Source organism: Anaerobutyricum hallii DSM 3353 (assembly GCF_000173975.1).
Taxonomy (GTDB): Bacteria; Bacillota; Clostridia; order Lachnospirales; family Lachnospiraceae; genus Anaerobutyricum; species Anaerobutyricum hallii.
In genome coordinates this window covers 123,687-149,103 of sequence record NZ_ACEP01000064.1, presented here as the reverse complement: position 1 = coordinate 149,103, position 25,417 = coordinate 123,687, and the positions used below count along the sequence as shown (strand labels likewise).

The following is a 25,417-nucleotide window of genomic DNA, read 5'->3' as shown; positions in this document are numbered from 1 at the left end:
AATTACATATGAGGAGATGTGTCATCTATGAACGCAAACAAACACTCGAAAAAAGTTGTGCATCTGCCGAAATTCATACAAAAGAATCATACGGCAATACTTTTTTCTCTTCTACTTTTTTTGATGCTCCCTGTAACTTTTGTTCACGCACAACGTCTATATACGACAGACGGTGTAAATGTGCGCGCAAAACCAAACAGTTCTTCGAAAGTACTTACATCTGTTTCTGCCGGAACATCTGTAACGAAAACTGGTAGAAGTGGAAACTGGATTGCCGTCAGGGTAAATGGCATAAAAGGTTATATTTACAAATCTTATCTGTCTGGAAGTAAAAATACTTCTACTGCCACAGTCTCTAAAAGTACTTCTTACCGTGCAGTCATTACAGCAAGTAGTGTGAATCTGCGCGCAAAGCCTTCTTTTTCTAGCCGTGTAAAGGGTAGTTTATCTGCAGGTCAGGCTGTGACGGTTTGTTCTACAAATGGCTCCTGGAAAAAAGTACAAACTTCCAAGGGCAAAAAAGGCTATGTATACGGAATTTATGTTAGGAAAAGTGCTTCATCATCAAAGACTACAGCCAAGAAAACTACTACTGCTTCTTCTAGCAGTTACCGAACAAAAGCAGTCTCCTACGCAAAAAGAAGAGTTGGCGATAAATACAGCCAGTCTCGAAGAAACCAGAAAGGATATGCTGATTGCTCTAGTCTGATGCGTGACGCTTATAAGAGTGCTTCCGGCAAATATATCGGAAACACAACCTATGAACAGTTAGAATTGATGCATTCTTATCTGTATTCGATTTCTTCTGTCAGACAGGCAACAGTTGGAGACCTGGTGTTCCATCAGAACGGCTCTAATCATGTTGGGATTTATCTTGGAAATGGAAAGGTTCTTCATGCTTCACAGACTGCGGGGAAAGTGAAGATCAGTACGTTTAGTAGTAGTAGCCGGTATTGGGATACGGGTTGTAATGCGGCGGGATATTGTGTGAAACACTGATCTACCGCAAGCAGGAGGATGCTCCTAAACGAGCAGATGCCCCAAAGAGGAAAGCCCCTATATTTGCGCCCTTAAAGCGAGAATTGAATGTTCGCTTAACGGCCACAAATATAGGGGCTTTCCTCTTTGAGAGCTGTTTTTGGCTGGAGATAGCTCGCTAACTTATAAAATCTAATGTGTAAAATTAAGAAGTTTAATTCATGCAAAGATATGCAAAATATCCCACATACGCCACAAGCATTACAACCCCGCATGGTCTGCGAAGTTCTTTATGGCGTATCGTTCCAAGCCATAGGATAACACCTGCCGCTACTGCCACCGCAGAGTCAATCAGGAACTTGCTTTCAAATGGTACATTGCAAATCAATGCAGTTGTTCCTATTACGAAAAGAATGTTAAAGATATTGCTTCCAACGATATTTCCAATGGCAATCCCGGCATTACCGCTTTTAGCAGCAGTAACCGAAGTAACCAGTTCTGGAAGTGATGTTCCAAAGGCTACAATAGTAAGACCGATGAAACGCTCACTCATGCCAAAAGCTCTTGCAATCTCTGATGCGGCATCTACAACAAGGTCACTGCCCCAGACTACCATAATACCTCCAGCGATAATGAAAATAATGCATTTTAAATAGGACATCTGGCATTCATCTTCTTCTTCAGCCGCTTTATTCTTTTTCGACATCACAAAAAGATAGGCCAGGAAAGCGATAAACAATATCCAAAATATAACGCCTTCTGGAAAGCTGACTGCCCGTCTAGTTATTCCAAAAACAATCATTAAAGCTGTAATTCCTATCATAAATGGAATCTCACAATACAAAGTAGATTTTTGAATCGCAACATTTGTTATAACGGCTGTGATTCCTAGAATAACAAGCACATTCATAATATTACTGCCTACTACATTACCGATAGTGATTCCGGCACTTCCCTTTAATGCGGAAGTAATGCTGACCGCCGCTTCCGGAAGGCTTGTTCCCATTGCTACAATAGTAAGGCCGACAATCAATTGCGGGATTCCCAACTTCCCTGCAATTCCTGCTGCACCATCTACAAAAAAATCTGCTCCTTTTACTAAAAGGACAAATCCGACACATAAAAGTAAAATCTGAAGTATCATTAAGTCATTCTCCTTCTAAATATTTATCTACTCTCGAAATTCTGTACATTCTCAAAATCCAATGCAAAAGCAGACATTTTAAAACGTGTGTGAAAATTCTTCATTGCGTGCTTGAAACATACTCCAAGAGTACACTACTCTTAGAGCGTGTAACTTACAAAAGTCAAGGCTTCTTGTTTCATTTCGGAGTATATTTGAATATATTTACTGAAGGTGATAGTGAGGAAGTTCTGCCTGCTTTCCAAAGCTTTCTTTATGAAGGGCATCCATAACTTTTTCTACTGGACAAATGTCATGTTCTTCCCGCAGGAATTCAAAGATTTCTTCGATTCCCTCTCCAGTATAGGCACTTGTAAAAAATATTTTTTTACACCCAGTGAGTTTTAGCCATTCGGCTGCCTGCTGTGGATTCGCTGCCCAGTGGTCAATCTTGGTTACAATTCCCACTTCGTCGCGGTTTCCAAGCGGTGTTATGTTTGGAGGATATAAAGAATAGGGTTCTGTCGCACTTAACACAATTCCTACCACATCGGATTCTGCAGCATACAGATCAATCGTATGCGCCAAATCCAGATTCTCCGCATATTCGCCCGGCATATCAATGACACAGTCATACTGGCTGACATATTGTGTCTTTTTATAGGTAATATTCTCCCCACGTAAAACCTGCTTTAGTGTTGTCTTCCCACTTTCACTTCTTCCAATTAACAATATCCTTCTCATATAACTTCCCCCTGCTTTTTAGTTGCCATACATCATATATAGTTATACTCCCATAAAGAACATCAATGCAGCCCATGTAAATAATGGATAATACATTCCATGTTCGTCTCTTCCTTTACAAAGATATTCTTCGGCATCTTCTTTACTTACCAGACGGAATCCCTCAAACACTTCTGAACCTTCTGCCCCATCATGGTTCATCTTTGGCATCTCATCACGGTTGATGGAAATGTATACTAAAGCGTTCCCTTCGTCTGTCATGCCCGGTGTACTGAATACGCATGGAGAAACAACTTTGATCTCATCGGATTCCTCCACTTCGATTCCTGTCTCCTCTTTCAACTCACGAATGGCAGTATCTACAAGAGCATTCGGATTATTCCAGTCTCCTTTATCAATGAGTCCTGCCGGAACACTTAACATATACTGTCCGACCGGATAACGATACTCCCAGTTTAAGAGAAGCTTCTTTGGCTGCCCCTTAATATTAAGAACAACGAAACAGCTTACTGCATCTGGCTGCATGGTTCCACACTCTTCATCTGGTGTCAGTGCAACCATTCTATCCTTGTTTCTTCGGCTGGCACAGTAGTAATGGCCACCCTCTCTGTACTGTAAATCATACAGGTTCATATATTCTGATTCATAAATGGTTTCCATTTTTCCGTTATACATAATTTTATCGCCTTTCTTGCTATAAAAAATCCTAAAAGAAATACCATTTTACACAAAAGCGGTACTTCTTTTAGGATATATTGTCATACATTTAAATGGCTTTGTCAAGGTGATTCTGTGGTAAAATCCGATGTACAACCATGCACAACACAGCAGTAATTACAATATCCGGCAGTGTGTAACCGATTATGATATCTACATGCATCAATGCACGGTATAAAATAAGTCCAATAAGCCATACAGCCAGGTTTGCCCAATCCCATTCTTTCACAGCTCTTCTCTTTTTATTAAAGAAGAAATCAGCAATCATAACTGCAATCATCGGCGCAAACACGGAGTTAATCAGATAAAGAAATTCTTCGATATTGTCCATTGGATAAAGAATTGCCGCAATCGTACCAACGATAACTACAACGACAGAAATGTATTTTCCATTGATTTTTTTAGAAAAACTCTCCCCGACAACTTCACCAGAAACACCTGCAGAATGTGCTGCCAAAAAGTTAGTGGTAACGGTAGAAAAAACAATAATAAGAAGTCCGACTACACCAAGACCTGCACGAAGAGAAATCTGTGCGATATCAGAAGTTCCCATACCGATTGCAGCAGACATTCCGATAATATACATCCAGCAGCTTACGAGTCCGTAAACAATTGTGCTTACTGTCGTCGCCTTTACTGGCTTTGTGCTGTTTGAAGTGTAATCACTGATTACCGGAATCCAGGACAATGGCATGGATGCGGCAAGTTCAATCGCTGCACCAAAAGAAAGGGTTTCACCACTCACACTACCGCCGTTTAAAAATGCCCCTGCGTTGCCCTTTGTCACGATAACAAAACATAAAGCGACTGTCATTAAAAATAATGCCGTCATCGCAACCATATTGATTTTTTCAAGACGTTTTAAACCGACCAGAACCCACACAAGCAGTAACACACCGATGATGGCACACCACACACCTGCTCCTGCAGAAAAAATACCATTCGCTGCCAAAGCTCCGTCATAATTTAAAATCGCAAGCCAGCCTGCAAGCTGTAAAATATTTAAAATAGAAAATGGCAGGTTTCCCTTTCGTCCAAAGCTGACTGCAACGGTCTCCATAGCATTATTGTTTGTCTTTGCTCCAAGATATCCTGCTAAAAATAACAGAATACATCCAATAACGTGACCAATTAAAATAGCCAGAAGGCCAGTTTTCATTCCAAGTGGTGCAAAATATGTTCCTGTCAGGATTTCTGACATTGAAACTCCTGCACCAAACCAGATCAGTCCATTACTGAGGACCGATGTTTTATTTTCTTCCATACTAAAATATCCTCCTTGTAAAAATATTAGAAACAAGTATAATATTATAGTACACTTTAGCCATATTTAAATAGCCAATTCGCATACAGCCAGTATGGTCAGATGTATACAATAATACATATGTACTCTTGAAATCTTTTTAATTTTGATTTTATGAGATTTTTTTGTCAGTTGTGTCAAAATTTTTGAGGCATACGCGGTACGCATGTTGATAAATTTCAGGTGCAGCTGATGGAAAATCGGTCACAAAAGTAATTGTAAGAAAAACACCGAGAGCACATTACATACATTAAGGAGAATTCGAATGCTAACCTATTCTTTTACAAACTTAAAAAATGAATCTCTATACATGCATCTTTATCAATGTATCCGTCAGGATATTGTTGATGGCAAGTTAGTTTCCGGGGAAAAGCTCCCTTCCAAAAGAAGTTTTGCAAAAAATCTCGGCGTAAGTACGATTACGATTGAAAATGCCTATGCTCAGCTTTTATCGGAAGGATATATTTACTCCATTCCAAAGAAGGGATTTTATGTCTCTGATTTTAAAAATAATGTGATAAAACCAGTCAAACTGACAACAGAAAATGTGAAACTTTCCTCTGGGCAGTCTGACTTTCTTGCTGACTTTTCCAGCAACCAGACACGTCCGGAAAACTTTCCATTTTCTATCTGGGCAAAATTGATGCGTGAGACTTTTAATACAAACAGTCCAGAACTGATGACGAAACCACCCTGCGGAGGAATTATGGGACTTCGCCAGGCAATCGCCACCCATCTGGAACAATTTCGTGGAATGCATGTACAGCCGGAGCAGATTTTTATTGGAGCCGGAACCGAATACTTATACGGACTTTTAATCCAGCTTCTGGGATTTGACAAAAAATATGCCATTGAAAATCCAGGCTACGAAAAAATTGCCGCAATCTACAACAGCTACAATGTGGCATATCACTATATTCCAATGGATAATAACGGTATCCTTGTCGATGAATTAGAAAAAAGTGAAGCCGATGTGGTACATATTTCTCCATCCCACCACTTTCCTACTGGAATCGTTACCCCGATAAGCCGCCGCTACGAGCTGCTTGGCTGGGCCGCCGCCTCTACCGACCGCTACATTATTGAAGATGACTATGACAGTGAATTCCGCCTGACTGGAAAGCCAATCCCGTCCTTACAGAGTATGGATATCACACAGAAAGTCATCTATATTAATACCTTTACTAAGAGTCTATCTTCAACAATGCGAATCAGCTACATGGTACTCCCACCGAAACTTGCCAACCGCTTTCTGGAACGGTTAAGTTTCTATTCCTGTACCGTCTCAAACTTTGAACAGTACGCTCTAATGCGCTTTATTAACGAAGGCTGCTTCGAAAAACATATTAATCGAATGCGAAACTTCTATCATAAACAAAGAGACAGCCTTCTTGATGCCATAAAAAACAGCCCGCTCGCTTCCTATGTCACCATCATGGAAGAAGACTCTGGACTACATTTTCTACTCAAGGTCAATACGGAACTGTCCGATGAAGAACTCATGCAGAGAGCTTTACAAAAAGGTGTCAAACTAAACAGCCTCTCCGCCTACTATCACGACAGCCCAGATGATTTTGCGGCACATACCTTCATCATAAACTATTCCTATCTCAATACAACGGGGGTGGAGGACGCGATAAAGGTGCTTTATGATGTGATAAAGAAATAGATGCTAAATAAGCTAAGCCTTATTTCCTGTATAAAGCTGGTAGTATCTTCCCTGTTCTTCAATCAAATCATCATGGGAGCCTCTCTCAATGATTCGCCCCTGTTCTAATACCATAATACAATCACTGTTTTTGATAGTAGAAAGGCGATGTGCGATAACGAAGGTAGTTCTTCCATGCATCAGTCGATCCATACCTTCCTGTACGATTTTCTCAGTACGGGTATCAATGGAACTGGTTGCTTCATCAAGGATTAATACTGGTGGGTCTGCGATGGCTGCTCTTGCGATAGATAGGAGCTGTCTCTGACCCTGACTTAAGTTGGCACCATCTCCAGTAAGAACAGTGTCATATCCCTGTGGAAGCCGTTCGATAAAGCTGTCTGCGTTGGCAAGTTTTGCTGCTTCGATAACCTCTTCATCGGTCGCATCTAATTTACCATAGCGGATATTGTCTTTGACGCTTGCTGTAAATAAATGCGTATCCTGTAACACCATTCCGAGGGAATGTCTTAAATCGGCTTTCTTTATCTTATTGATGTTAATGCCGTCGTAACGGATTTTTCCATCCTGTATATCATAGAAACGGTTGATAAGGTTAGTGATCGTTGTCTTTCCAGCTCCGGTAGAACCAACGAATGCAATCTTTTGTCCTGGTGTGGCAAACATTTTGATATCGTGAAGTACAATCTTCTTCTCATCGTATCCAAAGTCTACACCGAGGAATTCTACATCACCAAGAAGCTTGGCATACGTTGTTGTTCCATCTTCTTTATGAAAATGTTTCCATGCCCAGGTTCCAGTATGTTTGTCTGTTTCGTGAATCGTTCCATCTGCATCTTCTGTTGCATTGACAAGAGTTACATAGCCTTCATCTACTTCTGGTTCTTTGTCAAGAAGCTCAAAGATTCGCTGTGCTCCGGCAAGTGCCATTGCAACAAAGTTTACCTGTTGGCTGACCTGACCGATTGGCATATTTAAACTCTTATTAAATGTCAAAAAGCTTGCTAATCCACCAAGAGTAAAACTGCCAATTCCATTGATAGCAAGAATACCACCAACAATCGCAACGATAACATAACTGATATTTCCAACCTGTGCATTTACTGGCATGGCAATATTGGCAAATTTATTTGCATTATCCGCACTATGAAACAGTTTATCATTTAATTCTTTAAATTCTTCAATACTTTTTTCTTCATGGCAGAATACTTTGACAACTTTTTGTCCCTGCATCATTTCCTCGATATAACCATTAGCCGCACCAAGGTCTTTTTGTTGCTGTACGAAGTATTTTCCACTCAAAGTTGCAATACGTTTAGAAAGATAAACCATAATGCCGACCATAGCCAGACTGACAACAGTAAGCGGAACACTTAACACAAGCATACATACGATAATACTGACAACCATAATTCCACTATTAAAAATCTGTGGAATACTCTGGGAAATCATCTGGCGCAACGTATCAATATCGTTCGTATACACGGACATGATATCTCCATGTGCATGTGTATCAAAATATTTAATCGGAAGGTCCTGCATATGCGTAAACAAATCATCACGCAGGCTTCGTAACGTACCCTGAGTGATATTTACCATAATCTGTGAATACAACAGTGTAACAGCTACTCCAATCGCATAAAATCCAGCAACTCTTGTGATTGCGTGTGCAAGACCGGAAAAATCACGACTTCCATCTTTTAGCATTGGAACAATATAATCATCAATCAAAGTCTGCATAAACATCGTTCCCTGTACGTTACAGATAACACTGATCAAAATACAGATCAATACTGTAACAAAGGCAGCCCCGTAATGCTTCATAATATATCCCATAAGACGTTTTAATAAAACTCCGGGATTCTCTATCTTTTTAGCATTTTTCATATTCTTTATCCGTGCCATCTCTATTCACCTCCGTTCTCATCAAAGTCTCCGCCACCCTTAGTCTGGGATTCGTAGACATCTCTGTAAATTTCATTGGATTTCATAAGATTCTCATGGGTATCAAAACCGGAAATTTCTCCGTTATCCATAACAATAATTCTGTCTGCACTCTGAATACTGGAGACTCTCTGTGCGATGATCAATTTTGTTGTATCTGGAATTTCTTTTGCAAATGCTTCACGAATCTTTGCATCGGTTGCGGTATCTACGGCACTTGTACTGTCATCAAGAATCAGAATCTTTGGCTTTTTAAGAAGGGCTCTTGCAATACAAAGACGCTGCTTTTGCCCACCAGAAACATTCGAACCACCCTGTTCGATATATGTATGATAACCATCTGGCATTCGGTCAATAAATTCATCCGCACAGGCAAGATGGCAGGCCCTCTTACACTCTTCCTCTGTTGCATTCTCATCACCCCAGCGGAGGTTATCGAGAATTGTACCGGAGAAAAGAACATTTTTCTGTAATACAACAGAAACTTCATCTCGAAGTGTTTCAATATCGTATTCCCTTACATCTTTTCCGCCAACAAGTAAACGTCCTTCGGAAACATCATACAGACGGCTGATTAAGTTAACAAGACTGGACTTTGCACTACCAGTTCCACCAATGATACCGATTGTCTCTCCTTCTTTGATAGAAAGGTCAATATCATTTAATACATTTTTCTTGCCCTCTTTATTATAACGGAAAGAAACGTGGTCAAAGACAATACTTCCATTTTTTACTTTATAAACAGGATTCTCTGGATTCACAATATCCGGTGTTTCATTTAACACTTCAGATACACGCTCTGCACTTGCCACACTCATAGAAAGCATAACAAATACCATGGAAAGCATCATAAGGTTCATTAAAATACTCATACAATAAGCAAGAAGCATCATGAGTTCCCCTGTTGTAAGTGCAGACTGTACAATCATCTTTGCACCAAGCCAGCTAATACCAAGAATACAGGAGTATACTATAAGCATCATTAATGGAGCGTTAAAAGAAACAATTCTCTCCGCTTTTACCGCCATACGATATACATTACCACTTGCCTTTGTAAAGCGGCTCTTTTCATATTTTTCACGTACATATGCTTTTACAACACGAATTGCAGAAACATTTTCCTGCACACTTTCATTTAAGTCATCGTACTTCTTAAACATTGCTGTAAAATATCCCATTGCCCTCCAGATAATAATTGCAAGAAGCGCACCAAGAATAATAACCGCAACCAGATAAATACTTGCGAGCTTTACATTCACCGAAAATGACATAATCATTGCACAGATTAAACTAAATGGCGCACGCACACACATACGAAGAAGCATCTGATAGGAGTTCTGTAAGTTTGTTACGTCTGTTGTCATACGGGTAACCAAACTTGGGGTACTGAACTTATCAATATTAGAAAAAGAAAATGTCTGAATATTTTCAAACATTGCCTGTCGTAAATTACGGGCAAAACCTGTTGATGCCCTTGCACCGTACTTTCCTCCCATAATACCGGCAAACAAACCTATGCCTGCTGCCACAACCATCCATATACCAATAATATAAATATGATGAATATCTCCCTTTTCCACGCCATCATCAATAATTGATGACATCAAAAGAGGAATAATCATTTCCATGATCACCTCTAAAATCATGAAAATTGGTGTAATAATAGAATCTTTCTTAAACTCTTTAACCTGTCCTGCAAGAGTCTTTATCATTCTAAACCACCGTCCTTTCTCTTTCTTTTTTAATTATATATTCTCTTGATGCACACAGCACTTTGCATTGCCTTACTGCATCTGTTCAAGATTCTCTCGAATCTGCTTTGCCACCTTAAAAAAAGTCTGCAATTCTTCTTCATCGATTCCCTCACGAACCTTTTTCTCCACATTATCAATATTTTGTAGAAAACATTCATGAAGTTTTTCTCCTTTTTCCAGAAGACAAAGACGCTTCAAGCGACAATCTCTCTCTACTGCCACTCTTGCGATATACCCTTTCTGCTCCATCTGTTTCACCAAACAGGTCACCGTAGAACGGGCAATATAAAACTCTGCCTCAATATCTCTTTGAAAAATCTCCTCTTCCTTATGGTCATATAAATAACCGATGATCCATCCTTGCATCACCGGCATCATTCCCTTCTTCTCGGACTTCTCATCGCCCACTGCATTCCGCATCATCATGTTGTCCAAAGAGCGCACAATAAATCCTATCATTTCTTCTCTCTTCACGGTACCTCCTTATCTTCTTATTCCTTTGTATAAATTGTTTAGAATCAAACCATTCAACATTGAATTGTTCAATATCAAACTTTTTTTGCGCTGTATCTATTATATTCATCTTTCAAGATTTGTCAAGAGAGAGATTGCTATTTAATTCATTAGGTAAGCTACAGACGACGGCATATTTGCCAAATTGGAACAAATAGAACCACCAAAGAAAATATACCCTATATCTGTGGCCTCAGAACAAGGTTTGGATATAAGCGCATAAGCGAGCATTCAAACCGCCGCGACTAAAGTCACAGATATAGGGTATATTCTCTTTGATGGTTCGCGTGTTTTGCCTGTAATAAATTATTCTTTAATCACTGTTTTTTGGTAACACAAGATTTAAGAATACCGCAGTAATAGTTGCCAATACAACAGGGGACTTTCCAAAGATAGTTGTTACCCATGCAGGGAAAGTTGCCAACGCTGCATTTGCCTGTGTCACACCCATGCCAAGAGCAATTGATAATCCAACGACTGTTGTATTTCTAAAATCCATCGGTGCTGTTGTGATGAGTTTAATTCCAGTCATTGCAATTGATGCAAATACAGAAACGGTTGCTCCACCGAGTACACAGTACGGAATCGTTGTAAGTACAGAGGAAAACTTTGGAATTAATCCTGCAATCAGAATAATAATAGCTGAAGTCTCAAATACTCTTTTTGCAACAACTTTCGTAGAACCTACAATACCTACGTTCTGGCTGTATGTTGCAGTTGGAAGTCCGCCAAAAATTGCACAGACAATATTACTTAATCCATATCCTACGATACCTCCATTTAATTCTTCATCTGTCGGCATACGGTCAAGTCCGCCTGTTGTTGTTGCGGAAAAATCTCCGATTGCCTGAATGGAATTAATGGCAAATAATACGCCGATTGCAACACAGGAAGATGGTTCAAACTTGATTCCAAAGTGCATTGGCTTTGGAAGCGCAAACCAGGATGCATTTACTACTGCTGAAAAATCAACCATTCCAAAAAATAATGAAATGATATATCCTGCAATAATTCCAATTAATATGGATGCCAGCTTCCAGATTCCTTTTCCATAATGATTCAGTGCTGTTACGATACAAAGTGTGATAATCGCTACAAGCCAGTTCTCCCAGGAACCGTAACTTTCATTGCTCGCACCACCAGCCATATAATTAATTGCTGTTGGATACAATGAAAGACCGATAGCAAATACAACGGTACCTGTAATTAACGGTGGAAAAAACTTACGAATCTGCTTAATAAAAATACCAACGAAAACCGCTACGATACCTCCAACAATCTGTGCTCCTAATATCGTTGCGATATCAAATCTTCCTGCAATTGCCTGCATAGTCGGTACATAGGCAAAACTGATACCCATGATTACCGGAAGTCCAGAACCGATTGCAATTTTCCCTGTCCGAAGGAGAGGGAATACCTGAATCAATGTTGTAATTGCTGACATCGTAAGGGCTGCCTGAATTAAAATAACAGAATCTTGTTCTGACAGTCCGGCCACACCAGCCACGATAATTGCCGGTGTAACACATCCTACAATCATGGCCACCACATGTTGCAGGGCAAGTGGAAGGGTCTCACCTACAGATGTTTTTCCATCCACTTTGAATAGTTCTTCTGACATGTTGTTTGTCGGTCTACTCATAATACCTCCTATGATTTTCTATTATTCTGCTATCGAAAATTTGCATCTTATATGAAAAATCCTGCATAAATAATAGAAAAATTTATATTTTGTCTCATGTATATTAACATTTTTTGTCGGAAAAAGCAACTAAATAGGAATTTCCTCTCCACAGCCAAAGAAACGCCCCCGAAGAGAGTCTAACCCCTATATTTGTGACTTTAGTCGCGGCGGTTTGAATGCTCTCTTTAAGTGCTCGCATCCAAACCTTGCTCCGAGGCCACAAATATAGGGGTTAGACTCTCTTCGGGAGCTGTGCTTTGGCTGTGGGGGGGAAAATTGCTATTTATTGTTGAAGTGATTTGGGGAATCGCCAGAAGGTTTTGGCTTTCTGCGGAGTTGTTTTTTGAAAGATTGACTCGAATTATTGTTGTAGTACGCTGAAAATTTGATTTTTTTTAGGTTTTGTATCAATCCTGAAAGATTTAAATTTCCGAATTACTTCTATCTCTCCTGACTTCTTCCACTAATCTTTCCACTAATTTGCTCGGGTAGCCAAGAAACAAAAGTCCGAGAATCAAACCATCTATATTTGTGATTTGATTCTCAGACTTCGTCTGTTACTCACCCCGGCAAATTCCTATTTACATCATTGCCAGAAGTATTGTTCCTGCAGTAATAAGTACAACACCAAAAGCTGCTTTTTTAGTAAGCTTCTCATGAAATACGATGTAAGAAAATGCAATTGTTATAAGCATGCTTAATTTGTCAATCGGAACAACAACACTTGCCGGTCCTTCTTGTAATGCACGGTAATAGCATAGCCAGGAAGCTCCGGTTGCAAGTCCTGACAGACAGATAAAGAGTAGTTCTATTTTCTCGACAGTCCGTACTTTCTTTTGTTCTCCGGTCACAAAAACCATAAACCACGCCATGACAAGGACAACAGTTGTACGAATGGCTGTACCAAGATTAGAATCAACTCCTTCGATACCTGCCTTTCCAAGTATTGCGGTAAGACTGGCAAATACTGCGGAAAAGACTGCGTAAATAAACCAGCTTCCATCGGAACTTTTCTCCTGATTTGCCATTCCTTTTCTTGTAATCATCAGCATTGTTCCAACACCGATCAAAACAATACCGACACCTTTTCCAAGGCTAAGCCCTTCCTGTAAAAAGATGAGTGCTAATAAAATTGTTAAAATCGTACTGGATTTATCAATCGGAACAACTTTATTAACATCTCCTTTTTGCAGAGCATGGAAATAGCACAACCATGAGGCTCCTGTGGCCAATCCAGATAATACAAGGAATAACAATGTACGACTACTAATATTACTGATGCCTGCCTCTGCACCTGTAACGAACACCATCAGCCACGCAAATATAAGAACAACTATTGTTCGGATTGCTGTGGCCACATTTGAGTTTGTCTTCCGAATTCCACACTTTGCAAGGATTGCTGTGATACCTGCAAAAAAGGAAGAACCTATCGCATAAAAAATTCACATAATATCCGCCTTCTTTTCGTAAAGAAAATTTACAGCATACGCATAGAAATCTATGGCACTTCTACATAAATTTTATATAATTTCCGCTATATTATTACATTTCATAAAGCCACTCATTATACATGCCCCTGCTGCTCCTGTTTGTCTAACGTCATTTATGTTTTCATTGGAAATTCCGCCAATAGCATACACCGGAATAGATACATTTTCACAAATATTTTGTAAAAATGTAAGACCTCTTCCCGGTAGTCCCTTTTTACAATCTGTAAGAAAGATATGCCCGGCAGTAATGTAAGTACATCCAAGTCTTTCTGCCTCTTTTGCCTCCTCTAAAGAGTGGCAGGAGGCACCAATTATTTCAAAATGATTTTTTTCTTGTGGAGTCATTTTCCGAAGAAGTGGCAGAGGCATATGGATTGCTTTTACATTAAGGGCCATTGCTGCTTTTGCAAAACTGTGGAGGATACATGGCACGCTATACTTCTCGCAAATATGCATTACTTTTTCTGCTAATATTGTATATGCTTCTTCTGATAAATCTTTTTCTCTTAATACTATCGCTTTGGGTTGCGCTGCTGCGATAATTTGGATTCTTTTTAAAAAGTCATCTTTACAAAGTTTCCGATTTGTAATACACAGGATATCTGATTTTTCCAATACAGAATTTTTTAATATAGAATTGAACTCTCCTCCTGTAGTATTTTTCTTTTCAAAGTTTTTACCTTGATAGTCTCTGTTTTGATAGGTTCCATTTTTTATAAGCTGTTGCTTCAGATCTTTGGTGGAATTTTGATTTCTTCGCTTACACATAAAGATAATCATTTAAGACTGGCTGCAGGCCTTCTTCCGAAATATCTTCATACATTTTCTGGAAGCTTCTTCCGTCATTGATCTCAAATTGTTCATCACCCTGCTCGCCGTCTTCCTCCTTTCCAGTGTATTTGCTTTCGTGATCACCGATTCCAGTAGAGACACCAGCGGAAACTTTGGTGGCAGCGATTTTTACAATGCCGTTTCGGAAGATTTCGCTTTCTCTTGAGGAAACGGTAATGCCAACAAACGGAAGGAAGATGCGATAAGCACATAATACCTGGCAAAGCTGTTTTTCACCAACGTCTAAAGGATTAATTTTATCGTTATTGATGATTGGGCGAAGTCTTGGACAGGACAGGGAAAGTTCTGCCTGTGGGTATTTTCTCTGTAAATAGTAAACATGAAGTGCGCTTGCTAACGCATCTTTTCTAAAATCAGATAATCCAAGAAGTGCAGAAAAACCCGCTCCTCTCATACCTGCCATAAGAGCACGTTCCTGTGCCTCAAAACGGTATGGCCATACTCGTTTATGTCCCATCAGATGCAAAGTTTCGTATTTATCGGAGTCATAGGTTTCCTGAAATACAGTGACATAATCTGCTCCGCATTCATGCAGATAACGATATTCGTTGGTATTTACCGGATAGATTTCAAGACCGACCATGCGGAAATACTTTCTTGCAAGTTTACATGCCTCACCAATGTATTTTACATCACTTTTTGCCCGGCTTTCTCCAGTAAGAATCAAGATTTCTTCCATACCAGAATCAGCAATTACTTTCATCTCATGGGCAATCTGTTCCATATTAAGCTGCATACGATTAATATGGTTATAACAGTTAAATCCACAGTACACGCAATAATTTTCACAATAGTTTGCAATATAAAGCGGTGTAAACAAATATACTGTATTTCCGAAATGCTTACTTGTCTCTATTTTCGCTTTCTGTGCCATCTGCTCTAAAAATGGTGCAGCCGCAGGAGATAATAACGCTTTAAAATCTTCGATAGAACAAGTTTCATGTTCTAATGCTGCTTTTACATCTTTTGCCGTGTATTTTTCATAATCATAAGAGTTCATCTGACTCATGACTTTTTCCATAACATCTGATGTAATCTGTTCCATTCCTGGCATATATTCCATATGACTTTTTCTTGAAGAAGGGTCTGTTTCCAAACGATGCTTTTTCTCCAGAGCTTCGGCTGATAAATATTCTGAATCAATTAAAAACTGATTTTCCATTTTGCTACCTCTTTTCCAGTAAATCTTTTCACATTTTTATAATTACTAAAATCCTAAAAAACCTTTTCTACAAAGCTGATTTTTCTATATTGCTACAAACTTGCCAGAGTGTGTTTAAAAATGTTTCCTGCAAGATGTTCACTACAATTTGATTTGCAGGAATGATTTTTCAAACACTCTCTGGTTTGCTATCCCATTGACTTTCAGATAAATAACACAGTTTGATGAAAAAACAGATAGGTTATCTGACTAAATATCAATGAGATAATTCACAAGTTATCATTTAATGCAAAAATCCTGTCAGTGGGTCAGAAGCCGATGCTCCTCTTGTAAGCACACGTCCAAGACCAGATAAATATGCCTTTCTTCCTGCCTCAATTGCCTGACGGAATGCCGCAGCCATCATTGGAAGATCACCGGCAGTTGCCAAAGCAGTATTCGCCATAATCGCAGCCGCTCCCATTTCCATCGCCTCACAAGCTTGTGATGGCTTACCAATACCGGCATCTACAATAATCGGAAGATCAATCTCATCAATTAAAATCTGGATAAATTCCTTTGTGGCAAGCCCTTTGTTAGAGCCAATTGGAGAAGCAAGCGGCATAACACAGGCTGCTCCCGCATTCACTAAATCTCTGGCAGCATTTAAGTCTGGGTACATATATGGCATAACAACAAATCCTTCTTTTGCAAGAATTTCTGTTGCCTTAATCGTTTCCTGGTTATCTGGAAGAAGATACTTGCTGTCACGCATAATCTCTACCTTTACAAAGTTTCCACAGCCAAGTTCTCTTGCCAAACGTGCGATTCTTACCGCCTCCTGTGCATTTCTCGCTCCGGAAGTATTTGGTAAAAGAGTAACACCCTCTGGAATATAATCTAAAATATTTTCATGGTCTTTTGTGTTGGCTCTGCGCACTGCTAACGTAATAATTTGCGCACCAGCATCTCTTACAGCCGCTTCGATTAACTTCATGGAATACTTTCCAGAACCTAAAATAAAACGGGAATCAAACTCATGTCCACCAATCACTAATTTATCTTTTGTCTTCATAATAAAACGCCCTTCTTTCTCACATATTTCTCGCAGTTAAGTAATTACTTTGTAAAACCATAAACTTTCGACATAAATACATTTGCTATCATTTCATAAAAATGCATTACTGCCTTCTTATAAGCTTTTTGGCGGTATACACTTATTTGCTGCCGCCGCCCATGAAGCTTACGATTTCTACCTCATCACCATCTTTTAAAATTGTCTGTGCATACCGTTCTTTTGGAATAATCTCCAGATTATATTCCACAACAATATGTTTCACATTATAATTTTCCTGTTCCAGGTAATCTGAAACAGAAATTCCTGTTTTTTCACAATCCTGTCCATTGATTCTTACCACACTTTCACCTCCTGTAGACTAAGAAAAGAATTCTGCCTGAAGGGTTTTCACATAATAGGAGATTCAAAAGTGACTTCCGATTATATAAAATGAATTACATAAAAAAACAGGAAACCACCGATTCGGTAACTTCCCGTAAACTATACAAAACTTTTATGCTTCCCTACGTTGGCATTATCCAAATCAGGTTAATGGGTCGAAGGTCATACCTTCCTCTCAGCCTGTAATACAAGCTCCCCTGTTGTTCAATTGTATTTAATATACACTTATTGTCAGAAAAAAGCAAGATAAAATTACTACTTCATCACAATAAGCTCGTATTCTCTGCTTCCTAAGCCAATCTTTTCTGCATGTTCTAAGCATGTTTTATATTCAGATTCCGGAGTGGAATTTTCGAAATGATCGTGATGATCGCAAAAGCCTTCTTTATGCATATTTTCAGAAAGCTGGCTGTTTGGCAGTGGCTGCATCTTCAAACAGGCATCTACACAGGCCTGGTCTAATGCTAATGGATCAAAGGATGCAAACATACCGATATTCGGCAGGATTGGTGCATCATTCTCTGCATGGCAATCACAGTTTGGAGATACATCAACAACTAAAGAAATATGAAAGTTTGGTCTTCCATCTACTACTGCTTTCGTATATTCTGCCATTCTGCAGTTTAAGTCCTTTGTTGCTGCCCAGTTCTCAAATTCAATAGCATCAAAATTACAGGCACCGATACATCTTCCACAACCAACACAGTTAGCTCCATCAATGTGCATCTTCTTGGTCTCTTCATCAAAGACCAGACCATTATTGGCGCACTCTCTCATACAGCGGCGGCATCCTCGACACATATCTTCGTGAATCGTTGGCTGACCATTTGTATGCTGCTCTTTCTTACCAGCACGAGAACCGCATCCCATACCGATGTTCTTAATCGCACCACCAAATCCTGTCGTCTCATGCCCTTTAAAATGGCTTAAACTGATAAAAATATCTGCATCCATAATCGCACGGCCAATTTTGGCACTCTTTATGTATTCTACACCTTCTACAGGTACTTCAATATCATCTGTCCCTTTTAATCCATCTCCAATTAAAATAGGACATCCGACAGTCATTGCAGTAAATCCATTCTCCCAGGCACACTGTAAATGCTCTAAAGCATTCTTACGGCTTCCAGGATATAGCGTATTACAATCTGTTAAAAATGGTTTACCACCTAATTCTTTTATAACATCCGCAACTGCTTTTGCATAGTTTGGACGAAGAAAACTTACATTGCCGAGCTCACCAAAATGCATCTTAATTGCTACAAACTTATTCTCCATATCAATTTCTGAGATTCCGGCCTTCTTCAGAAGTCTCTTTAATTTGAGTGGAAGTCCCTCTCCTAACTTTGCCCTGAAGTCGGTAAAATAAACTTTTGATTTTTCCATGTTCGCAATCCCTTTCTCATAATATTTAGTCTGAAATGAAATATTTTCTCATTACAAGTATACTTTACAGCTATTTTGACACTCTGTCAATTACAAAGTATTAAAATAAAATATCGTTCTTTATTTTAACATAGATTACGACACTTAATATCGTAATTTAATTGCCGAGTACTTTCCTGAAGAAACTTTTAATATTTATGTTGTCAGAACCTTTTAGTCCTTCTCAAATAGATAAGTGAAATAAGTATATCATGCATTGCATGACGCGCATCTCGCAGAAGAATGCTAGGCATTCTTGAAATGAAGATACAAAAAGCCCAGCTTCCTAATTAAAGAGAGCTGGACTAAAATTCTATTTTTAGATTAATAAGTGTCTATTTTAAATTCTTATAAACCTCTTTTTCAATTTCCGCCAGAGAAATCTTTTTCTCTTTTGCGATTCGTGCCATGTCCTCATACTCTGGTTTTTCTTTTGTAATACCATAACCGGAGGCTGCTTTTACACGAACGGTTCCGTAAATAGTTTCTACTTCTCTAATTTCTCTTTTCAGGCCATAGCGTTTACAGGTATATTCACGAACGCCGAGTGTCGTTGTGTGCTTTAAAATAAGTGTGAGGAATTTTTCTCTATCCTCTTTTGCACACATACAGGTAAGCATTACGGCTGGACGGTTTTTCTTCATCTGGATATTGGTTGTATATACGTCAAAGGCTCCTTCTTCCATAAGAAGTTCTGTGACAAAACCGATTTTTTCTGGTGTCATATCGTCAAGGTTACAGCAAAGTTCTATGATGGAATCCATTTCCTGCACTGCTCCGTGACAGCCTGTCTGCTCCTGTCCTTCTACGGTGTTTCCGATAATCGCACGAAGGCAGTTTGCATCGGTAAAGTCTTTCATTCCCATACCATAGCCTGTCTGTTCTACTGCCATCATTGGCATCTGTCCGAAAGACTGGGCAAAATGTTTTAAAAGTGCTGCTCCAGTTGGAGTACAGAGTTCTCCTTCAATTCTTCCACCATAAATAGGAATTCCCTGTAAAATGTGTGCAGTTGCCGGAGCTGGGATTGGAAGAATACCATGTGCACAGTGAATCTGTCCATAACCTACATGGACAGGAGAAGCGATAATCTGCTCTGGTGCAAGTTTATAAATTGCCAGGCATACACCTACGATATCTGCTACGGCATCCATCGCTCCAACTTCATGAAAATGTACTTCTTCTACCGGACGGCCATGTGCATGGCTTTCTGCGTCTGCGATTAATTTATATACGGCAATAGCATCTTCTTTTACTTTTTCTGGTACGTTCAGATGTCCGATGATATGCTCAATATCTTTCATGCTGGTATGGTGATGGCTGTGTCCATGTGCATGTGTATGTCCTTCATGACTGTGTTCATGTTCTTCATGAACATGACTGTGTGTATGTGCGTGCATTGGAACATCTATACTTTTTTCTTCTTCCCCATTAACAGTCACTACCATATGTGTTCCCATAATACCGCATTTTGCAATTGTTGTCCGCTCGATGTTTACCTGTGGAATCTGCAAATCATTTAATTCTTTTACAAAAGCATCTTTATCCGGCATTAATTCTGTGAGTGCTGCCATGAGCATATCTCCGGCAGCTCCCATGTTACATTCTAAATATAATGTTTTCATTGTTGTTGACTCCTTTATGTTCTTATCTTTTTATATGCATTTCTCAATTCAAATTCTCTGCATTTTTCATGGATACGTGGTTAATCATGCTTGCCATATATCCCGCACCAAATCCATTATCAATGTTTACAACGCTGACTCCGCTGGCACAGGAGTTAAGCATGGATAAAAGAGCTGATAAACCACCAAAAGATGCTCCATAACCAACACTTGTCGGTACAGCGATTACCGGGCAGTCTGCGAGGCCGCCGACTACGCTGGCAAGTGCTCCTTCCATTCCTGCAACAACAACGATAACCTGTGCACTCATCAGATCTTCAGAGTAAGCCAGTAAACGATGAATTCCTGCTACGCCGACATCATAGATTCTTACGACTTCATTCCCGAGAACTTCTGCCGTTAGGGCTGCTTCTTCTGCCACTGGCAAATCGCTGGTTCCACCTGTAGCAATGACTACCTTTCCATTGCCATCCTTTTCTGGCAGTTCTCCGACGATACCCGTTCGGCTTAATGCATCATATCTGAGAGGGAGACTGGCACCAACCAAATCGGCCGCTTCCTGACTCATTCTTGTAATCAAGACAGCATTATCTCCTTTTTTACGGAAAGCTTCTGTGATTTTTAAAATCTGTTCCGGAGTCTTACCAGCACCATAAATGACTTCCGCTGCTCCCTGACGAATCTTTCTGTGATGGTCAAGTTTGGCAAAACCAAGGTCTTCAAAAGGTTCTGTCTTTAATTCTAACGCTGCCTTTTCGACGCTGACTTCTCCCTGTGCAACCTTATTCAAAAGCTCTGTTAATTTCGTATGCTCCATAGTATTTTACCTCTTTTACTTTGTAAAATTTCTAGTTTTATTTTACTATTTTGCAATATATAAGGTCAAGAACAAATGTTACTTTTAAAATCCCCCTTTGCTATCCGTACATCTTTCTTTTATGTCAGCTTTATAATTTCATGCAACTACTTCTTTATTTATGTGGAAATTAATCAGCTTTGTGATTGCTTCTAAAAAAATGCATTGTAAAAACCAGAAAGCATTTTTCGAATACAATCTATATACAAAAAATAGGCCAGACATAATGTCTGGCCTATCTATCATGCAATATTGCCTTTTTAAAACCATTTCCCGGCTTACTGTTCGTCAACAATTAGTCAACAGAAACGATTTCTTTTTTATTGTAAGATCCGCATGCTTTACATACTCTATGTGGCATAGTTAATGCACCACATTTGCTACATTTTACTAATGTAGGAGCAGACATCTTCCAGTTTGCTCTACGGCGGTCTCTTCTTCCTTTAGAAGATTTATTCTTTGGACAAATTGACATGGTCACACCTCCTCTTGTAATTACTTCTTTTGTGACGTTCGGGATATATTACTTATGCAGTATTCAATACTTTAATATCTTATTGATTAAAGTCACGGAAGATATCCTGAATAGCCGCCATCCGCGGGTCAAGGCTCTCCTTGTGACAATCACATGTGTGATTGTTTAAGTTGGTACCGCAGATGCTGCACAATCCTTTACAATCTTCCTTACAAAGAACCTTTGTAGGGAGTGCAACCACAATCTCATCCATGATGAGCTTGTCTACATCCAACATATATCCGTCTATGAAACTTAATTCATCCACGTCTTCAATGCCATCTGACTCTGTATTGGGATTAACACTGCGATCAATCGTGATATGGAATGTATTCTCCACATCCTCCAAACATCGATCACATGGTATTATCAATCGAATCGTCGTCTCACCTGTAACATGAAGTTTATCTTCTGCTTTGGAAACAGTCAAAAGAAAAGGCTCCTTATAGGATACCGGATAACTGCCTCTTCGAAGCTTGAGCTTCTCAAAATCAGGCTCAACTTTAAAATTCTTGATAACAGATGGATTAGATAAGATTTCCGATATATTTATCTTCATAATATCGCAACCTCTCTTTTCTCATACTCTTGGTATTATACACAGTTACTTTTTCTTTGTCAAGAAATATTTTCATATATTTCGCATATATTTTATTAAATGAACTGCTGGGAGATCTGATTTGAAAAAACTTATTTTTCGTTTAGCACAAGTACTCTGCTGCTTATCCTTTATTCTTATGCTTTTACAGTATTCTCTCGTATTAAAGTACGCAAAAGAAGGACTGTTTGTATGGGTCTCCTGTGTACTTCCGCTTCTCTTGCCATTTATCATTTTGTCGAAATTCTGGATTCGGTACGAAATACCACAACTTTTCTTTAAGCAAGTACACCGCCTTGTTCCCGCAGGCACGACCATCGCTATTTCACTTCCCGTCTTCTTGCTTGGACTTTGCTCTGGCTTCCCTGTTGGTGCTATATTTATTTCGCATTATTATCAACAGAATCTCTTAAACAAAAGGCAGGCAGAATCACTGCTTCCTCTGGCCTCCTTCGTAAGCCCTATGTTTGTAGCAGGGTACGTCCGCTCCCAGATAAATCTGCAGGAAAGATTATGGATATACTATCTTCTTTGCCTTTACCTGCCTGTTTTGTTATGCTATCTGCTACTCCTGATTCCAGACTCACATATTTCTGCTATATATCATAGACAAAAAAAGCGAAGACAGGCCAGCTCATCCTCTTTCGCCAGAAAAGATTCTGCAAAGTCTGTCACAAAACTTTCAAATAAGAAGCCTCCTGCCCTCTCTTTATCAGAAGAAGTCTTTCTTCCTTCTCTCGAAATCATCTTTATTATCGGAATCTATATGATGATCTTCTCCATTCTTTCAGGAATGCTTACAAGCTTTCCGCTTTTTCAGGCACCTGTATTCACCTTTGTGCTTGCGAATCTTGAGGTCACTACAGGAATTCACTTATTAGCCTTAAAACCATTTATCACACCTCAGATACAATATGCCCTCATTGCAGCTGCTACATCTTTTGGCGGGTTATGTACTATGGCCCAGGTCCAGACAGTTCTCTCTGCTACAGATCTGTCTTTAAAAAGATATATTGTTATAAAGACAGGGACTGCTTTTGTGAGCTTTCTTCTATGCCTAATTCTTTTATGCTGACCTTTTGTCTCTATATTTTCAGTATTAATAAGGGCAGATTCTCATCCCTATTTTTCCTGCCGTATTTAGCAAAGGGGTACACTTTTTATTTTCCCCTAAAGAACTGCTTTCTTCTTTTAGAGCGTGTTCGATAATCTACTCTTCTGCCCGTTCCTCTTTCTTTTCAAAATCTTCTTTTCTCCGGCCTGTCCGAATGCCTGCTCCAAGCTGCAGGTCAATCTCCTGTTTGTCCGCAACAATCTGTTTATGTTCTGACTTTAACTTTTCGAGTACGGAATTAAAGTATTCTTTTTCTTCTTTAATAATTGTACTGTACATATATTCAAGGCCTTCTAACATATTCTGTGTATACTGCAGAGCGCCTGTCTGTACCTCTCTTGCAGTTTCTCTCGCCTTTCCATTCAGCTCATCAGCAGCTTTCTGTGCATCTTTTACGATGGAGTCTGCACGCATATTTGCCAGTGCAACAATCTCATTATCATCAATCATCACACCAGCCTCTTTGGCTGCATCTTTTACGATACGCTCGGCACGGGCCTTTGCATCCGCAATGATGGATTCCTTGGATTTTATAATCTGGCGGCTTTCTGCCAGTTCTTTTGGCAGGCGGGTGCGCACCTCATCAAGCATTGCTAACAGTTCCTCCCGGTTTATCTTAATCATACTTCCGCTGCTTAAGACTCCGGCAGTTTTACAATTATCCACATATACTTCTATTTCTTCAATCAATTCTTCGATACTCATATTTGCCATTCTTTTCCTCCCATACCGCAGTTAGCTCTGCTTATACTTCTCATAGACCCTTTTACTGACTTCTTCTGGTACAAACGGTGTAATATCCCCATCAAATGCGGCAAGTTCTCTTATCATACTGGAACTTACAAAAGAATATTCTGCGCTGGTAGCAAAAAACATCGTTTCTATGTTCGGGTTTAACTGTTTATTTGTCTGCGCCATCATCAATTCATATTCAAAGTCTGATACTGCCCGGATTCCTCTGACAATGACATCTGCTTTCATTTTATCACTAAATTCAATAAGAAGTCCATTAAAAGATACAATTTCCACATTCGGAATATTCTTCGTCACTTCCTTAATAAGTTCCACTCTTTCTTCTATAGAAAAAAGTGGTTTCTTCGCTTTATTAATCAATACACCTATAATCACTTTGTCAAAAACTGCTGCGGTACGTTTTATAATATCTAAATGTCCTAGAGTAATCGGGTCAAAACTTCCCGGGTAAACTGCTGTTGCCATAATTTCGTCTGTTCCTCTACTTTCGTAATATTCTTTTCTTTACTTTTTCTGAAGGAAAGTGTGCTTATTCGTCTTATAAATCTTTTCTTTTGTAATGGTAAATCCGGTGTCCATAACCCAGGAGAATTCTGTATCAAGATCTGACTCAATAATAATTGTTGTGTTCTCATCGCAAAGCACCGAACCATCTAAATATAAAACAGCTTCTTTTTCCAAAAGCTTTCCATATGGCGGGTCCATAAATATGTAATCAAATGCTTGTTTTTTATCTTCTAAAATGCGGAGTGCTGTCATAACATCTTTAGACATCACTACTGCCTTCTCTCTAAGGTGCGTATGATTAAGATTCTCCTCAATACAGGCAGCTGCCTTTCTGTTTTGTTCCACAAAGACCGCCTGTGATGCCCCTCTGCTTAATGCTTCAATTCCAATGCCGCCGCTTCCGCTGAACAAATCAAGAAACCGGCTCTCCTCCACATAAAAAGACAGCATATTAAATAACGTTTCCTTAATTCGGTCCGTTGTCGGCCGTGTTCCCATTCCCTCAATCGTCTTTAATTTTAAATGACGTGCTGAACCTGCGATAACTCTCATAATATCTTTCGTCCATCCTTTTTCTTGTATAATTATATTTATTGTATACTATATCCTATTTTTGTCAAGGCACTTCCTTTCTTAGAAAATACTCTGTGTTTA

24 protein-coding genes and 1 riboswitch are annotated in these 25,417 nt (G+C 39.3%); of the genes, 3 read left to right on the top strand and 21 right to left on the bottom strand.

From position 1 onward, the window contains the following. Positions 1-27 precede the first annotated feature (27 nt). Positions 28-999, top strand: coding sequence for a C40 family peptidase (locus EUBHAL_RS06250; protein ID WP_005346624.1), 972 nt, complete (start codon positions 28-30; stop codon positions 997-999). Between the two features lie 193 nt (positions 1,000-1,192). Here EUBHAL_RS06250 and EUBHAL_RS06245 read toward each other — a convergent pair whose 3' ends face one another. The 4 genes from EUBHAL_RS06245 to cytX all read right to left on the bottom strand — a co-directional run bounded on the left by EUBHAL_RS06245 (position 1,193) and on the right by cytX (position 4,826). Continuing rightward, complete coding sequence (locus EUBHAL_RS06245) at positions 1,193-2,122, bottom strand: calcium/sodium antiporter (protein WP_005346622.1); 930 nt, start codon at positions 2,120-2,122, stop codon at positions 1,193-1,195. A 204-nt stretch (positions 2,123-2,326) separates the two neighbouring features. Beyond that, positions 2,327-2,845, bottom strand: a complete 519-nt coding sequence (locus EUBHAL_RS06240; protein WP_005346620.1) for a EutP/PduV family microcompartment system protein — start codon at positions 2,843-2,845, stop codon at positions 2,327-2,329. A 42-nt stretch (positions 2,846-2,887) separates the two neighbouring features. Next, positions 2,888-3,520, bottom strand: a complete 633-nt coding sequence (locus EUBHAL_RS06235; RefSeq protein WP_005346618.1) for an NUDIX hydrolase — start codon at positions 3,518-3,520, stop codon at positions 2,888-2,890. Between the two features lie 91 nt (positions 3,521-3,611). Continuing rightward, the gene (gene cytX, locus EUBHAL_RS06230) at positions 3,612-4,826 is read right to left on the bottom strand and encodes a putative hydroxymethylpyrimidine transporter CytX (protein WP_005346617.1); all 1,215 of its coding nucleotides are present in this window, start codon (positions 4,824-4,826) and stop codon (positions 3,612-3,614) included. A 304-nt stretch (positions 4,827-5,130) separates the two neighbouring features. Between cytX and pdxR the strand changes: the two genes are divergently transcribed. Continuing rightward, positions 5,131-6,534 (top strand): MocR-like pyridoxine biosynthesis transcription factor PdxR, encoded by a 1,404-nt coding sequence (pdxR, locus tag EUBHAL_RS06225; RefSeq protein WP_044922221.1) that lies wholly within the window; start codon positions 5,131-5,133, stop codon positions 6,532-6,534. A 12-nt stretch (positions 6,535-6,546) separates the two neighbouring features. Here pdxR and EUBHAL_RS06220 read toward each other — a convergent pair whose 3' ends face one another. From EUBHAL_RS06220 to EUBHAL_RS06155, 14 genes are all read right to left on the bottom strand, one after another. Beyond that, on the bottom strand, positions 6,547-8,439 hold the full coding sequence (locus EUBHAL_RS06220; protein ID WP_005346613.1) for an ABC transporter ATP-binding protein: 1,893 nt from the start codon (positions 8,437-8,439) through the stop codon (positions 6,547-6,549). A gap of 2 nt (positions 8,440-8,441) precedes the next feature. Then, positions 8,442-10,190 (bottom strand): ABC transporter ATP-binding protein, encoded by a 1,749-nt coding sequence (locus EUBHAL_RS06215; RefSeq protein ID WP_005346611.1) that lies wholly within the window; start codon positions 10,188-10,190, stop codon positions 8,442-8,444. A 72-nt stretch (positions 10,191-10,262) separates the two neighbouring features. After that, on the bottom strand, positions 10,263-10,706 hold the full coding sequence (locus EUBHAL_RS06210; protein ID WP_022170713.1) for a MarR family winged helix-turn-helix transcriptional regulator: 444 nt from the start codon (positions 10,704-10,706) through the stop codon (positions 10,263-10,265). A gap of 352 nt (positions 10,707-11,058) precedes the next feature. Then, the gene (locus EUBHAL_RS06205) at positions 11,059-12,366 is read right to left on the bottom strand and encodes a uracil-xanthine permease family protein (RefSeq protein WP_005346605.1); all 1,308 of its coding nucleotides are present in this window, start codon (positions 12,364-12,366) and stop codon (positions 11,059-11,061) included. A gap of 644 nt (positions 12,367-13,010) precedes the next feature. Further along, the gene (locus EUBHAL_RS06200) at positions 13,011-13,871 is read right to left on the bottom strand and encodes an EamA family transporter (RefSeq protein ID WP_242648752.1); all 861 of its coding nucleotides are present in this window, start codon (positions 13,869-13,871) and stop codon (positions 13,011-13,013) included. A gap of 78 nt (positions 13,872-13,949) precedes the next feature. Further along, complete coding sequence (locus tag EUBHAL_RS06195) at positions 13,950-14,534, bottom strand: thiamine phosphate synthase (RefSeq protein WP_055298523.1); 585 nt, start codon at positions 14,532-14,534, stop codon at positions 13,950-13,952. A gap of 145 nt (positions 14,535-14,679) precedes the next feature. Beyond that, on the bottom strand, positions 14,680-15,933 hold the full coding sequence (gene thiH / locus EUBHAL_RS06190) for a 2-iminoacetate synthase ThiH (RefSeq protein ID WP_005346598.1): 1,254 nt from the start codon (positions 15,931-15,933) through the stop codon (positions 14,680-14,682). A 283-nt stretch (positions 15,934-16,216) separates the two neighbouring features. Next, positions 16,217-16,987, bottom strand: coding sequence for a thiazole synthase (locus tag EUBHAL_RS06185; RefSeq protein WP_005346597.1), 771 nt, complete (start codon positions 16,985-16,987; stop codon positions 16,217-16,219). 142 nt (positions 16,988-17,129) lie between these two features. Further along, on the bottom strand, positions 17,130-17,330 hold the full coding sequence (gene thiS, locus EUBHAL_RS06180) for a sulfur carrier protein ThiS (RefSeq protein WP_005346595.1): 201 nt from the start codon (positions 17,328-17,330) through the stop codon (positions 17,130-17,132). A gap of 143 nt (positions 17,331-17,473) precedes the next feature. Continuing rightward, positions 17,474-17,580: riboswitch (TPP riboswitch) on the bottom strand. 46 nt (positions 17,581-17,626) lie between these two features. Then, complete coding sequence (locus EUBHAL_RS06175) at positions 17,627-18,757, bottom strand: DUF362 domain-containing protein (RefSeq protein ID WP_005346593.1); 1,131 nt, start codon at positions 18,755-18,757, stop codon at positions 17,627-17,629. A 374-nt stretch (positions 18,758-19,131) separates the two neighbouring features. Next, complete coding sequence (larC, locus tag EUBHAL_RS06170) at positions 19,132-20,421, bottom strand: nickel pincer cofactor biosynthesis protein LarC (RefSeq protein WP_044922217.1); 1,290 nt, start codon at positions 20,419-20,421, stop codon at positions 19,132-19,134. 43 nt (positions 20,422-20,464) lie between these two features. After that, positions 20,465-21,238 (bottom strand): nickel pincer cofactor biosynthesis protein LarB, encoded by a 774-nt coding sequence (gene larB, locus EUBHAL_RS06165; RefSeq protein WP_005346589.1) that lies wholly within the window; start codon positions 21,236-21,238, stop codon positions 20,465-20,467. A gap of 334 nt (positions 21,239-21,572) precedes the next feature. After that, positions 21,573-21,752 (bottom strand): 50S ribosomal protein L32, encoded by a 180-nt coding sequence (rpmF, locus tag EUBHAL_RS06160; protein ID WP_005346585.1) that lies wholly within the window; start codon positions 21,750-21,752, stop codon positions 21,573-21,575. Between the two features lie 79 nt (positions 21,753-21,831). Further along, the gene (locus EUBHAL_RS06155) at positions 21,832-22,350 is read right to left on the bottom strand and encodes a YceD family protein (protein WP_005346563.1); all 519 of its coding nucleotides are present in this window, start codon (positions 22,348-22,350) and stop codon (positions 21,832-21,834) included. Between the two features lie 259 nt (positions 22,351-22,609). Here EUBHAL_RS06155 and EUBHAL_RS06150 point away from each other — a divergent pair, with 259 nt between their 5' ends. Then, complete coding sequence (locus tag EUBHAL_RS06150) at positions 22,610-23,464, top strand: hypothetical protein (RefSeq protein WP_135960910.1); 855 nt, start codon at positions 22,610-22,612, stop codon at positions 23,462-23,464. A 135-nt stretch (positions 23,465-23,599) separates the two neighbouring features. Here EUBHAL_RS06150 and EUBHAL_RS06145 read toward each other — a convergent pair whose 3' ends face one another. From EUBHAL_RS06145 to rsmD, 3 genes are read right to left on the bottom strand one after another with little or no spacing between them, the layout of a single operon-like run. Then, positions 23,600-24,217: a hypothetical protein gene (locus tag EUBHAL_RS06145; RefSeq protein ID WP_005346552.1), complete on the bottom strand. Its 618-nt coding sequence runs from the start codon at positions 24,215-24,217 to the stop codon at positions 23,600-23,602. Positions 24,218-24,238: 21 nt separating this feature from the next. Next, positions 24,239-24,721, bottom strand: coding sequence for a pantetheine-phosphate adenylyltransferase (coaD, locus tag EUBHAL_RS06140; protein ID WP_005346549.1), 483 nt, complete (start codon positions 24,719-24,721; stop codon positions 24,239-24,241). A gap of 39 nt (positions 24,722-24,760) precedes the next feature. Further along, complete coding sequence (gene rsmD / locus EUBHAL_RS06135; RefSeq protein WP_005346548.1) at positions 24,761-25,315, bottom strand: 16S rRNA (guanine(966)-N(2))-methyltransferase RsmD; 555 nt, start codon at positions 25,313-25,315, stop codon at positions 24,761-24,763. Between the last annotated feature and the right edge of the window lie 102 nt (positions 25,316-25,417).